Source organism: Frankia alni ACN14a, from assembly GCF_000058485.1.
GTDB lineage: Bacteria > Actinomycetota > Actinomycetes > Frankiales > Frankiaceae > Frankia > Frankia alni.
In genome coordinates this window covers 2,126,169-2,138,974 of the sequence record NC_008278.1, presented here as the reverse complement: position 1 = coordinate 2,138,974, position 12,806 = coordinate 2,126,169, and the positions used below count along the sequence as shown (strand labels likewise).

Below are 12,806 nucleotides of genomic sequence, written 5' to 3'. Positions count from 1 at the left end.
GAGAACCTCGCCACGATATGCACCCAAAACAGGGGCTTTACCAACCCGATACGCGCATGACACGAGTCGGAAAGCACCGCTGCCGAGCCTGTCGCACGACGCGCATCTTCGCCGGCCCGACACCCGCCCACTGATCGCGGGACACGCACAACGGCGGCGCAGGGACAGGAGCGACATGCCGTTCGACTTCGGGACGATCGACACAGGGGACACGGCCTGGGTGCTGGCCAGCGCCGCCCTCGTCCTGCTCATGACGCCGGGCCTGGCGTTCTTCTACGGCGGGATGGTCCGGGTCGAGAACGTCCTGAGCATGATCATGCAGAACTTCTTCTGCATGGGCATCGTCAGCGTGCTGTGGGTCCTGGTGACCTACAGCCTGGCCTTCGGGGGGGCCAACGGGTTCGTCGGCGGCTTCGACCACGTCGGGCTCGCCCACATGGACGTCCAGGTCGCCGGGTACACGGGCGCGGCGGGGCAGACCATCCCGCCGGTCGTGTTCGTCTGCTTCCAGCTCATGTTCGCGGTCATCACGCCGGCGCTCATCACGGGGGCCAGCGCGGACCGATTCCGGTTCAGCGCCTTCGCGCTGTTCATCGCGCTGTGGTCGGTGCTGGTCTACGGCCCGGTCGCGCACTGGGTCTTCTCCCCCGCCGGCTGGCTCTACGAGCACGGCGCCGAGGACTTCGCCGGGGGAACCGTCGTCCACGCCAACGCCGGCGCCGCCGCCCTCGCGGTGGCGATCGTGCTGGGTCCCCGCCGCGGCTGGCCCAGCGGCGACTTCCGCCCGCACAACGTCCCGTTCGTCCTGCTCGGCGCGGGCCTGCTGTGGTTCGGCTGGTTCGGCTTCAACGCCGGCTCCGCGCTGCACGCCAACGAGCTGGCCGGCAGCGCGTTCGTGAACACCAACACCGCGGCCGCCTGCGCCATGCTGGGCTGGATTCTCGTGGAGCGCCTGCGTGACGGGATGGCCTCCACGCTCGGCGCCGCCTCCGGCGCCGTCGCCGGCCTGGTGGCGATCACCCCCGCGGCCGGGTACGTCACCCCGGTCGGCTCGATCGTCATCGGCCTGCTCGCCGGCGGCGTGTGCGCCCTGGCCACCGCCATCAAGGGCAAGGTCGGCATCGACGACGCCCTGGACGTCGGCGCCGTGCACCTCGTCGGCGGCGCGCTGGGCGCCCTGCTCATCGGCCTGCTGGGCAGCAGCGACATCGGCGGCCGGGACGGGCTGTTCTACGGCGGCGGCAGCAGCCTGCTGCGCGAGCAGATCGTCGCCGTGGCGGCGGTGGTGGCCTACTCGTTCGTCGTCTCCCTGATCATCGCCGGGGCGGTGCGGCTGGTCCACCGGCTGCGGGTGACGCCGGACGAGGAGGCCAAGGGTCTCGACATCACCCAGCACGGCGAGGTCGCCTACCGGCTCTGGTGACCTCCGGACGGCGGCAGCCGGCGGTGGGTGAGCACCGGGAACTCGGCACGGACGGCGGCCGGGAGGGCCGGGTCGAGCTCGGCGCGGACCCGAGCGGGGCCCTGGCCGCCCTCGGCCAGCACCACCCCCCACGGGTCGACGACGACGCTCGCCCCGGCCAGGTCGCGGCCCGCGTGCCGGCCCGCGACGTTGCAGGCGACGAGGTGGACCTGGTTCTCGATCGCGCGGGCCCGGGTGAGCACGCGCCAGTGCTCCAGCCGGGCCGCGGGCCACGCCGACACGACCGCGACGAGGTCGGCACCCGCGTCGCCGAGCAGCCGGAACAACTCGGGGAAGCGGAGGTCGTAGCAGGTGGCCAGGCCGATGCAGCCGAGCTCGGTGCGCACGGCGTCGACGGTCGTTCCCGGCGTGAGCAGCCGGGCCTCGTCGGAGCCGTAACCGAACAGGTGAATCTTCCGATAGGTATGCAGGATGTCGCCGCCGGGACCGATCAGGGCGGTCGTGTTGTGCAGCCGGCCGTCGTCGGCGCGCTCCACCAGGCTGCCCGCGACCAGGTGGAACCGGCGTTCCCGGGCCACCTCCCGCAACGCGGTCAGCGTCGGACCGGTCAGCGGCTCCGCCTGCGCCTGGTAGGCATCGAAACGGAAGTAGCCGGTGGCCCACAGTTCGGGGAGCACGACGAGGTCGGCGTCGGTGCTGCGCAGGTCGGCCAGCACCCGGCGCACCCGGTCCGCCACGCTCTCACCGTCCGGGCAGTCGATCTGCAGGCACACCGTGCGGATCCGGCCGGGCGCCGGTGCGGTCGTCGGCGCCGAGGCCGGGGTCGGGGTCGGAGTCGGAGTCGGAGTCGTCGGGCTCATGCGCGGAACTCCAGGTCGTCGTCGATCAGCCGAGTCCGAGCATCGACTTCCACTGCTGGGCACTCGTCGGGCGGAAGACGTGGTTCATCCGCTTGACGACCGACAGGTCCTCGGACGACTGCGGGGAGTACTGGTGACCGGGGAAGACGGTGGTGGTGTCCGGCAGGGTGGCCAGTCGGCGCAGGCTGTCGTACATCAGCCCGGCATCGCCGCCGGGCAGGTCCATCCGGCCGCAGCCCTCCAGGAACAGGGTGTCGCCCGCGACGAGCCGGTTGTCGACGACGAAACACTGGCTGCCGGGCGTGTGGCCCGGGGTGTGCAGAAGCTGGATCGGGATCTCCCCGACGGTGACCACGTCGGCGTCGTCGTGCTCGACGAGGTCGGCGGCGGAGACCTCGGTGGCCCGGCGCACCCACTCGGCCTCGGCCCGGTTGACGTGGATGGGCACGGGCACGCGGGTGAGCAGCTCGCGGATGCCCTCGATCTCGATGCCGAACGCGGAGCCGCCCACGTGATCGGCATGGTAGTGGCTGACGAGCGCGCCGGTGAGCCGCATGCCGTCGGCGGCGACCAGGGCGAGCAGGTCGTCCACCTTGTAGGCGGGGTCGACGACCACCGCCTCGCCGGTCTCCCGGTCTCCGACGAGGTAGACGAAGTTGACCATCTGGGTGCCGACCGGGTCGCCGACGGCGAAGTCACGACCGGACAGAAGCTGGCGGAAGTACAGACGCTCGGTCATCCGTTCAGCGTACGAAGGTCCGCCCCGAGGTGCGGCGAGGCGGCCCCGTGGGGCTACATTCGGCGACATGACGGGGGACCAGCCCACGTCGCGACCACCCGCAGCCGGCCCCCCGCAGCCGCCCGACGCCCGGGTCACTCCCCGCCAGGTGGCGCGCTGGCGTCGTTCCGGTCTGGTCCGCGACGGCGGTCGTGACCTGGCTCAGCTCCGAATGATCGGGACGCTGCGGCGGGCCGGGATCAGCCTGGGCCGCATCCGCGCCGCCCTCGACCGCGCGGCCACGCGTACCGACGCCGCGACGCGCGGCTCCGGATACGACGTCCGGCGTTACGCCGTGTATGCGGACGAGCTGTACATCCAGCACGCCGACGGAAGCTGGGAGGGCGACCGCCGCCCGGGCCAGCTCGTCCTCGACGGGATGCTGCCCCTGCGCCCGATCGACGTCGCACTCGTGTCGGCGCCATCCGCCCGCTCGGCGCGCTCCACGGTCACCCGCTCGGCGCCTCCCGTCCGTTCGCTCGGCCGGATCGCTCCGGTGGACCCGATCGCTGCGGCGAAGCCGATCGTTCCGGCCGATGTCGAGGCGATCCGGCGCTTCCTCGCCATCCAGGACCACGTCGAGCGACCGCAGTGATCCCGGGCGGACCGGTCGTCAGGTCACCGTCCACAGCCGGGTCTGGTCGCCGCCGGCGCTGGCGACCCTGCGTCCGTCGGGACTGAAGGAGACCGAGAACACCGGCCCACCGTGCGCTGGGGACGCGCCAAGCGTACGAGGCAGGGCAGGATCCGACACGTCCCAGAACCCGACTGATCCCTCCGTCCCCCCCGTGGCAAGGGTGCGGTTGTCCGGACCGAAAGCCAGCGAGAGCAACTCCCCGGACCGGATGGCCAGTGGGGCACCGAGCGCCTGTGGATGCGCCGCGTCACCGACGTTCCAGAGCCGCAGGGTGTCCTCGGCGCCGCTGGCGAGTATTCGCCCGTCCGGGCTGAACGCGACCGAGGACACCGCACCGGCATGACCGGTCAGCGCCACGCCGACCTGACGAGGCCGCGCGGGCGTGGCGACATCCCACAGCCGCACGGTGTGGTCGGTGGAGCCGCTGGCGAGGGTCCGCCCGTCCGGGCTGAAGGCGACCGAGGACACCGCACCGGCATGACCGGTCAGCACCACGCCGAGCCGACGGGGCGCGGACACGTCCGCGATGTCCCACAACCACACCTCGTCGTTGGCGGCGCCGATCGCGGCGACCTCCCCGTCCGGGGAGATCGCCAGTGAGTGCGGCGGGCTCGGTGTGACCTGGCGGCTGACGGCCCGTGGCCGGTGGGGATCGCGGACGTCCCAGAGGCGGATGGCGGAGTCCGAGCTGATGGTGATCAGGGACCCGCTGCGGATGAACGCGACGTCCAGGGCACGGCCGTTGTCGACCTGACCCAGTCGGGTGGGTCGCCCTCCCTCCGCCACGTCCCACACGGCAAGTCCTCCACGTGTGCCGACGGTCGCCACCATCCGCCCGTCGGCGGAGTACGAGGCGGATCGCACCGGGCCGCTCGGGACGAGCGTCACCGCGCCGCCGGCCGGCGCCGGCGGCAAAACGTCGAAGCGTGTCGAGCTACCGTTGCGCCCGTCTGTTCCGTATGTCCCGGGATCGGTGATCGGCGCCGCCGCAACCGGGGTAGAGCCGATCTCGGCGGCCCGCTCCAGCGCGATGGCGGGGGCGGCCGCCCGGTGGTCGGCACGCAGCAGACCGATCTGCCAGAGGCCGGCGGCCACCGGCATCAGGACAACGAGGATCACAGCCAGGAACAGCAGTGAGCGCGACGGCGGCCGTTGCCGGGCCACCGCTTCCGTGGTCGTCGCACCGCGCTCGACGAGCGACTCGTCCCGGGCCGGGGGTGCCGGGCCCAGTCCGGCCGGCCGTGGTTCATCGCCGCTGGCGTCGGCCCCGGCCCCGGCGCCCCGTCGCTCCCCGGGTCGGTCGGGCGCGGCGGACACCGGGCTGGCGGCGGACACCGGGCTGGCGGCGGACACCGGGCTGGCGGAGGGCGGGGGGCAGGCGGAGGGCGCGGGCTGCGTGGGTGCCGGCCGCGCGGAGGAGGCGATCGCCGCGCGGATCGTGGCTCGGGCTGTCTCGGTCGGCACGTAGGCGTCGAGCAGGCGTTCGACGGCGGCGTCCAGCCGGCGGGCCTGGTCCTCCAGTTCCCGGGTCCGTTCCTGCTCGCGGAACAGATGCATCTGCAGCTCGACCACTTCGTGGCTCTGATCCGTGGCACGTGCCCGCAGCCGGGCGAGCTCCGTGAGGGCGGCGTCCCGGTCCTCGGTGAGCTGGTCGCAGCGGCGGAGCGCCTCCTGCTCACCCCGGACCGCGTCTCGAAGCTCGTGGCCGAGCTGTTCGAGGGTCATCCGATACCGGGCGTTCTGCTGGCGGACATCGGTCAGGTCGTCGATCTCCTCGAGCGGGGTGGGCACCCGGACATCCCGGATGTGACCGCGATACCTCGGTGGCGGACTACCCCCGCGGGCGGCCCGCCACAACCCGGCCAGGTGGGCCACCTCCTCCGCCACCTCGTCCGCGGGGAGGCAGGCATGCGCGACGTCCCGCACGTAGGGCCACTCCGGGCCCCGGGCATAGGGCGGACGCCCCCGGAACTGCCGGGACAGCTTCTTGTCGTCCAGCGTGGCCAGTGAGAGCTCCGGATGGACCTCCCGAACGTGCGAGAAGAGGTTCGTACGCGAACCGTGCGCCGAGCTGATCAGCTCATCCAGCCGCTCCACCAGGGCCCGCACAGCGGGGCTCACCTGCGGATCGCTGCTCGTCTTCGGGGGCGCGCCGCGTCTGGCCCGCCGCACCGAGCCCTTGCTGCCGGGTCCCACCACCACCGCCGCCCTCCGCGAAAATCCGGGATTTTCACAGGATTCTCACAGCGAAAAATTTTCGCAGCCAGCTCGAAAAATAATCTGTGATGACCTGGAGGTCGGCCGGGCGAGCCTCGTTCTTTCTTTCTCGCGAGCGGTTTTCGCCTGAGAAAAGAATCGCCCGGCGCTCGACGCGTCGGACCGAGACGACCCCACCTCGGCCGCGGACACGGAAGGACCTCGCCATGATGCCCGAACTGCTGCTCATCGTCACGATGTCCATGACGATCGGGCTGGCCTGCACCCGGACGCGCGGGACCCGGGCACGCCATCCGGCGGTGCTCGCGATGCACGGGGCCGCCGTGGTGACGGTCGTGGTCGTCGCGGGGATGTTCCTGGTTCGCCTCGGCCTGGTTCCGACCGGCGACCTGCTCACCGCGGTGTGGGCGAACCTCACAGTGCGCGTGGCCGAGGAACGCCTTTCCTTCCGCCGGCCACCGCAGATCGAGCCGCCGGACGCCGGCGCGACCAGCGGCCGCTGATGGCGTCCGGACCAGCCGGGGCGCCGGTTCGGGTGGACGGGCCGGGGCCGCCGTCAGGTGGGTGGGGCGGCGCGGTGGGCGGTGAAGAAGTCGAGGATTGCGCCGGTGGCGTCGAAGGTCTGCCCCGCGGGTGAGTCGCGCGGGTCGCGCCGGGCCTCGGGGCTTGCCGGCCACAGGTGGGTGCCGCCGACGACGGTGTCGAACAGCACCTCGCTACCGCCCACGCAGTCGACGTAGCGGCGGGTGACGATCCCGGGGGCGGGCTGTGTGGTCAGGGGGGCCGGGTTGCAGTCGTAGCGGTCGGCGTAGCCGCGGACCACCTCCGAAGCCGCGGGTACGCGGGTCGAGGAGCCCACCACCACGCCGCCGCCGTAGGGCACCGACGGGTCGGCGGTGCCGTGCACGGCCATCGTCGCCGGCGCACGACCGGCGGGGCAGCGGGCCTCGAAGGTCGACGAGACCATGGCCACCGCGGCGAACCGGGCGGACCGGCAGACCAGCGCGGCGGCGAACTCGGCGCCGTTGGAATGCCCGGTGGCGTACACCCGCCGGCCATCGACGCAGAACCGGGACGACAGATCGGTCAGCAGGGCGCCGACGAAGCCGACATCGTCGGCCTTGCCCGGTTCGCCCAGGGTGTTCCATCGGCGCGGCGCGCCGAGCGCGTCCGGGGTCACCACGACGAAGCCGCGCCCGGCGCCGACGACGCCCATCCGCGACCGCTGTTCCTCCAGCGCCGCGTCCGCCTTGAATCCGTGGAAGTCGAACACGACCGGATAGGCGAACCGCCCGTCGTAATCCGCGGGCACCGCCAACCGGTAGGAGCGCCGAACCCCGTCGTGAACGAGAACGTGCACCCCGCCGGGCAGCGGAACGCGGCCGGTGGACGCCGGGCACGCGCCGCCAGCGGCCCGGCCGGCGAGGCCCGCGGCCAGCCGCAGTGGCGGCACACCGCCGACCGGACCGACGGCGACGCCGGGGCGGTCGGGCAACACCGCCACGGCCACCGACAGGACCGCCGCCACGATCGCGACGCCCATCACGGCATGCGGCCATCTACCCACCGTCGCTGTCCGGATCATCAGACCACGGTACGAACGAGGCCGGACGGATGCGCCGATCAGCCATGGACATCTGCCCGACAGCCGGACGCGGACGGCCGACATCTCGAGCACGCCCGCGAGCAGGGACTGCTGGCCTACGGCTTTTCGATCCGGAGATCGTAGGGCAACCTGTGATCCGCACGGTCCGAAATCGTGGGGGATCGGGCGGTAAGCGGCGAGTATCCGCACGAGCTAACGCACCGGCAGGCGAAACCCTAGACTGGTGGAATGCGGTGGTGCCCGGACGACACCGGATCCGCCTCCTCGCCGAGGGGTCACCCTGTGTCCGCGACCGGCCGGCCGTCGGCGACTCGATCGCCCGATCGACCTCCACCAGAAACGCGGTCAGGTCCCGTCTGCCCGTCGTCTGACGGCCCGTGAGCCGGGCTCGATCGCTTCGCAACCGACCCACCGGCACCGCGCCAGCCACCGATCTCCCCGGGGGGCACCCATGACGTCCGCATCGGCTCCGCCCACGCCCGGCGCCGCGGCGGCGCCCGGTTCGAGGCCGCCGGCCCGGCCGGCGATCCTCACCGTCGACGACGACCCGAGCGTCTCCCGCGCGGTCGCCCGCGACCTGCGGCGCCAGTACGGGGAGCGCTATCGGATCGTGCGTGCCGAGTCCGGGTCGCAGGCGCTCGACGCGCTGCGGGAGATGAAGCTGCGCGGCGACCGGGTCGCCGTGCTGCTCGCGGACTTCCGGATGCCGGCGATGAACGGCATCGAGTTCCTCGAGCAGGCGATGGACCTGTACCCGACGGCGCGCCGCGTGCTGCTCACGGCGTACGCCGACACCACCGCGGCGATCGACGCCATCAACATCGTCGATCTCGACCACTACCTGCTCAAGCCGTGGGACCCGCCGCAGGAGAAGCTCTACCCGGTCGTCGACGGTCTGCTCGACGCCTGGCTCGCCGCCGACCACACCCCGGTCACCGAAACGCGCGTGGTCGGGCACCGCTGGTCGGCGCGTTCCTACGAGGTACGCGACTTCCTCGCCCGCAACCAGGTGCCGTATCGCTGGTACCTGTCCGAGGAGCCGGAGGGCGCGCGGCTGCTGGCCGCGGCCGAGGCGTCCCCGGACACCCTGCCGGTCGTGATCACCCCCGACGGGGTGACGCTGACCGATCCCACCGACGCCGAGCTCGCCGGCCGGGTCGGGCTGACCACCTCCCCCGCCGCGGAGTTCTACGACGTGGTGGTGATCGGCGGCGGCCCGGCGGGCCTGGGCTCGGCGGTGTACGCGGCCTCGGAGGGGCTGCGCACCGTCCTGGTCGAGCGCACGGCCACCGGCGGGCAGGCCGGCCAGAGCTCGCGAATCGAGAACTACCTGGGCTTCCCGGACGGCGTGTCCGGCGCCCAGCTCACCGACCGGGCTCGGCGGCAGGCGGTCAAGTTCGGCGCGGAGGTCCTCACCGCGCGCGACGCCGTCACGCTGGAGGTCAGCGGCCCGGCGCGCACGGTCCACTTCGACGACGGCCGGCAGATCTCCGCCCACGCCGTCGTCCTCGCCACCGGCGTGTCCTACCGGCAGCTCGCCGCCCCCGGCCTGGACGAGTTCACCGGTCGCGGGGTGTTCTACGGCTCGGCGCTCACCGAGGCGCCCTCCTGCGCCGGGCAGGACGTCTACATCGTCGGGGGGGCGAACTCCGCCGGCCAGGCGGCGATGCACTTCGCCCGGGACGCCCGGCGGGTCACCATGGTGGTGCGCGGGTCGTCGCTGGAGGCGTCGATGTCGCACTACCTGATCCAGCAGATCGCCGGGGTCGAGGCGATCACCGTGCGGACCTGCACCGAGGTCGTCTCGGCGGAGGGCGACGGTCACCTCGAGCGGCTCACGCTGCGCGACAACGCCAGCGGCGAGACCGAGACGGTCGACACCCAGTGGCTGTTCATCTTCATCGGCGCCGCGCCGCGCACGGGCTGGCTCGACGGCGTGCTGACCCGCGACGAGCGCGGGTTCGTCCTGGCCGGGCCGGACCTCGTCGTCGACGGCCGCCGCCCGCCGGGCTGGTCACTCGACCGCGACCCCTACCACCTGGAGACGTCGGTGCCGGGGGTCTTCGTCGCCGGCGACGCCCGCGCCGAGTCGGTCAAGCGGGTGGCCTCGGCGGTCGGTGAGGGCGCCATGGCCATCGCGCTCGTCCACCGCTACCTGGAAAAGCGCTGAACGACCTCGCCACAGCGTTGACGGCGACACCGAGAGGGCGATCATGACACCGGTTCCCTGCGACGTCGACGAGCTGCGCACCCTGTTCCTGTTCGAGAAGCTCACCGACGACCAGCTGACCTGGCTGTGCGAACGCGGGCACGCCGAGCTGCTCGAGCCGGGCCCGGTCTACACCGAGGGCGCGCCGGCGAGCTGCTTCTACGTGCTCATCGAGGGTGCGCTGGTGATGTCCACCCGAGTGGGTGCGGACGACGTCGAGGTCGTGCGCTCCTCCCAGCGGGGGGTGTACGCCGGGGCCTGGCATGCCTACCTCGGCGACCGGGTGCCCCAGGTCTACAAGAACTCGATGCGGGTCACCGAGCCCAGCCGGTTCTTCGTCCTCGACGCCGACGACGTGGCCACCGTGATGCGCGAGTGGTTCCCGATGGCCCTGCACATGCTCGAGGGCCTGTTCTTCGGCATGCAGAACACCCAGCAGGTCGTCGGCCAGCGGGAGCGGCTGCTCGCGCTGGGTTCGCTGTCCGCGGGGCTGACCCACGAGCTGAACAACCCGGCGGCCGCGGCCGTGCGGGCCACCTCGGCGCTGCGCGAGCGGGTCGCCGGCATGCGGCACAAGCTCGGCATGATCGCCGCAGGCCCGTACGAACGCACCGAGCTGGAGGTGCTCATCCGCCTGCAGGAGGAGGCGGTGGAGCGGGTGGCGAAGGCACCGGCGCTCACCCCGATCGAGGTCTCGGACCGCGAGGATCTCATCGGCGACTGGCTGGACGAACGCGACATCGGCGACGCCTGGGACGTCGCGCCGATCTTCGTGCAGGCCGGCCTGGACGTCGCCTGGCTCGACCACGTGGCCGGCTCGGTGCCGGCGGGTGTGCTCGACGGCGCCGTGCGCTGGCTGACCTACACCGTCGAGAGCGAAATGCTCATGCGGGAGATCGAGGACTCCACCACCCGGATCTCGACCCTGGTCACCGCCGCCAAGCAGTACTCCCAGATGGACCGGGCGCCGTACCAGACCGTCGACATCCACGAGCTGCTCGACAGCACCCTGATCATGCTGGGCCGCAAGATCGGCGACGACGTCGAGATCCGCCGGGACTACGACCGCTCCCTGCCCGCGATCCCCGCCTACGCCGCCGAGCTCAACCAGGTCTGGACGAACCTGATCGACAACGCCGTCGCGGCGATGGACCACCGCGGCACGCTGACGGTGCGGACCTTCGCGGACCACGACTTCGGCGTCGTCGAGATCGGCGACTCCGGTCCCGGCATCGACCCCGCCATCCGGGACCGGATCTTCGAGCCGTTCTTCACGACGAAGGCCGTCGGCGAGGGCACCGGCCTCGGCCTGGACATCTCCTGGCGCATCGTGGTGAAGAAGCACCACGGCGACCTGCGGGTCACCTCCACCCCCGGCGACACCCGCTTCCAGGTCCGCCTCCCCCTCACCCCCACCCCCACCGCCACCGACGGACCACCCGAGGGCCCGCCCGCCAGCCCGCCACAGTCCAAGCAGACTTGAATCCGCCCACCAAGATTTCAAGTTTCCGGCCCTAAACTGGACGCACCTACCAGGCCGCGAGCAACGCGATCGGCAAGCTGGCGGAACTCGCCATCCTTCGGGAGCGAACCGGCCGGCAGTACGGGCGGATCTTCGAGGCCCCCGAGGTGATGGCAGTCCTGCAACGTGTGACGTGATGACCCGGCCGGTCAGGGTCGGGTGGGAAGGCGCTCGGTCCGGTTGGGGCCGCGAGGGAATCGTCCGCGAGTGGGTTGGGGCGGCAGGAGGGTGCCGAGCCGGGTGTCGCTGGTCGACGTGGCCGCGTCCGCGAGCTGCTCCAGCAGGTCGGCGGCCTTCTCCTCACGGCCGGCGCGCGCGATCTCGGCCTGCAGGCGGCGCGCCCCCGTCGCATAGCGGGGGTCGGCGAGCACCTGACGGACGGCCGTGCGGATCTGCTGCGCGGTCGGCGTCTGGGTACGCAGGTCGATGCCGACACCGGACCACGCCACCCGGGTGTTGACCTCGTTCTTGTCCTCGGTGCGACCGGCGCCGACGATCGGCACGCCGTGCGAGAGCGCGAGCTGCGTCCCGCCGTAGCCGCCGTTGGTGAGGAAGACGTCGACGTGCGGCAGAAGCTCCTCGAAGGGGATGAAGCGTTCGACCCGGGCGTTGCCCGGCAGCGTCCCGAGCCCGGCCGGGTCGGCGCCGCCGGTCACGGCGACCACCAGGACGTCCGCGCCGGCGAGCGCCTCCAGTGCGGGGCGGATCAGCTGATCCGCGTCGGTCGCGACGGTGCCCTGGTTGACCAGCACGACCCGGCGGGCCGCCGTCAGTTCGGGCCACCAGGCCGGCGGCTGCCAGGCCGGGTCGGCCAGCGGGCGCGGCGGCCCGACAAAGCGCACCTGGGGCGGCAGATCCGAGACGGGATACTCGAAGCCGGGCGGGCTGAACTGCAGGTAGGTCTGGCAGACCAGCGGATACTCGAACACCATCTGGGCGGTGGGCGCCAGGCCGAGCTGCCGGCGGACGTCGTTGACCGCGGCGGTCATCGGCCGGTACACGACCCGGCGCATCAGCTGGTCGAGCGCGCGGTTGCGCAGCCGTCCGAGCGGGCCGGCGGACGGGGCGAGCCCGAGGCCGAAGGGCGCCAACTCCCGGCTCGGAAAGCCGAGCACGGTGATGCCGAACCCGGCGAACGCCGGGCCGCCGAGTTCCTGGATCAGCGCGGCGGCGAGGAAGGCGGTGTCGCCGACGATGACGTCCGCGGGTTCCCGCTCCAGCAGCGCGCGCAGATCCCGGACGTGTCCGGGCAGGGGAAGGGCGAACCCATGAACCATCTCGAACTGCAGCCTGCGCAGTCCGGTGCGCCTCTGGTGGCCGGGGAACCGCTCGTTCAGGTCGAGGACGCTGAAGTCGTTGTGGTGTTCGCTGATGGGATGAAAGGCGGCGCCGGTGGCCGTGATGGCGTCGGCGAATGCCGCACCGCCGTACCACCGGACGCTGTGGCCGCGTCCCACCAGAGCCCGGGCGACCGGGTAGGCCGGGGCGGTATGGCCTACGCCGGGAGTGGTGGCGAACAGAAAACGGGCCACGGAGGTTCACCTTTCGGATGGA

Annotated in this window: 10 protein-coding genes; 5 read left to right on the top strand and 5 right to left on the bottom strand. The window is 72.4% G+C overall.

Annotated features, from left to right (window positions below; all coding sequences use genetic code 11):
- The first annotated feature begins 175 nt into the window (after positions 1-175).
- A complete protein-coding gene (locus tag FRAAL_RS08535; protein ID WP_011603142.1) occupies positions 176-1,423 on the top strand; it encodes an ammonium transporter in 1,248 nt (415 codons plus the stop codon).
- On the opposite strand, the gene FRAAL_RS08530 is transcribed toward FRAAL_RS08535, so the two are convergent.
- On the bottom strand, positions 1,408-2,283 hold the full coding sequence (locus FRAAL_RS08530; protein WP_231861578.1) for a carbon-nitrogen family hydrolase: 876 nt from the start codon (positions 2,281-2,283) through the stop codon (positions 1,408-1,410). The genes FRAAL_RS08535 and FRAAL_RS08530 overlap by 16 nt on opposite strands.
- A 25-nt stretch (positions 2,284-2,308) precedes the next feature.
- A complete protein-coding gene (locus tag FRAAL_RS08525; protein WP_011603140.1) occupies positions 2,309-3,022 on the bottom strand; it encodes an MBL fold metallo-hydrolase in 714 nt (237 codons plus the stop codon).
- A 67-nt stretch (positions 3,023-3,089) separates the two neighbouring features.
- On the opposite strand from FRAAL_RS08525, the gene FRAAL_RS30295 reads away from it, so the two are divergent.
- A complete protein-coding gene (locus FRAAL_RS30295; RefSeq protein WP_157734320.1) occupies positions 3,090-3,656 on the top strand; it encodes a MerR family transcriptional regulator in 567 nt (188 codons plus the stop codon).
- An 18-nt stretch (positions 3,657-3,674) separates the two neighbouring features.
- On the opposite strand, the gene FRAAL_RS32860 is transcribed toward FRAAL_RS30295, so the two are convergent.
- Complete coding sequence (locus tag FRAAL_RS32860; protein ID WP_011603138.1) at positions 3,675-5,900, bottom strand: WD40 repeat domain-containing protein; 2,226 nt, start codon at positions 5,898-5,900, stop codon at positions 3,675-3,677.
- 221 nt (positions 5,901-6,121) lie between these two features.
- On the opposite strand from FRAAL_RS32860, the gene FRAAL_RS08510 reads away from it, so the two are divergent.
- Positions 6,122-6,418: a hypothetical protein gene (locus FRAAL_RS08510; RefSeq protein WP_041939028.1), complete on the top strand. Its 297-nt coding sequence runs from the start codon at positions 6,122-6,124 to the stop codon at positions 6,416-6,418.
- 53 nt (positions 6,419-6,471) lie between these two features.
- On the opposite strand, the gene FRAAL_RS08505 is transcribed toward FRAAL_RS08510, so the two are convergent.
- A complete protein-coding gene (locus FRAAL_RS08505; protein WP_231861577.1) occupies positions 6,472-7,500 on the bottom strand; it encodes a CE1 family esterase in 1,029 nt (342 codons plus the stop codon).
- Positions 7,501-7,972: 472 nt separating this feature from the next.
- Between FRAAL_RS08505 and FRAAL_RS08500 the strand changes: the two genes are divergently transcribed.
- Entirely contained in the window at positions 7,973-9,691 is a 1,719-nt protein-coding gene (locus FRAAL_RS08500; protein WP_011603134.1) for an NAD(P)/FAD-dependent oxidoreductase, read from the top strand.
- 43 nt (positions 9,692-9,734) lie between these two features.
- On the top strand, positions 9,735-11,213 hold the full coding sequence (locus FRAAL_RS08495; RefSeq protein WP_011603133.1) for an ATP-binding protein: 1,479 nt from the start codon (positions 9,735-9,737) through the stop codon (positions 11,211-11,213).
- A 188-nt stretch (positions 11,214-11,401) separates the two neighbouring features.
- On the opposite strand, the gene FRAAL_RS08490 is transcribed toward FRAAL_RS08495, so the two are convergent.
- Positions 11,402-12,784 (bottom strand): glycosyltransferase, encoded by a 1,383-nt coding sequence (locus FRAAL_RS08490; protein WP_011603132.1) that lies wholly within the window; start codon positions 12,782-12,784, stop codon positions 11,402-11,404.
- Positions 12,785-12,806 lie beyond the last annotated feature (22 nt).

What these genes read in the sequence shown, in the direction of transcription:
- FRAAL_RS08535 (WP_011603142.1), top strand. Translation starts at nt 176, where the DNA reads ATGCCGTTCGACTTCGGGACGATCGACACAGGGGACACGGCCTGGGTG.
- FRAAL_RS08530 (WP_231861578.1), bottom strand. Translation starts at nt 2,283, where the DNA reads ATGAGCCCGACGACTCCGACTCCGACTCCGACCCCGACCCCGGCCTCG.
- FRAAL_RS08525 (WP_011603140.1), bottom strand. Translation starts at nt 3,022, where the DNA reads ATGACCGAGCGTCTGTACTTCCGCCAGCTTCTGTCCGGTCGTGACTTC.
- FRAAL_RS30295 (WP_157734320.1), top strand. Translation starts at nt 3,090, where the DNA reads ATGACGGGGGACCAGCCCACGTCGCGACCACCCGCAGCCGGCCCCCCG.
- FRAAL_RS08510 (WP_041939028.1), top strand. Translation starts at nt 6,122, where the DNA reads ATGATGCCCGAACTGCTGCTCATCGTCACGATGTCCATGACGATCGGG.
- FRAAL_RS08505 (WP_231861577.1), bottom strand. Translation starts at nt 7,500, where the DNA reads ATGATCCGGACAGCGACGGTGGGTAGATGGCCGCATGCCGTGATGGGC.
- FRAAL_RS08500 (WP_011603134.1), top strand. Translation starts at nt 7,973, where the DNA reads ATGACGTCCGCATCGGCTCCGCCCACGCCCGGCGCCGCGGCGGCGCCC.
- FRAAL_RS08495 (WP_011603133.1), top strand. Translation starts at nt 9,735, where the DNA reads ATGACACCGGTTCCCTGCGACGTCGACGAGCTGCGCACCCTGTTCCTG.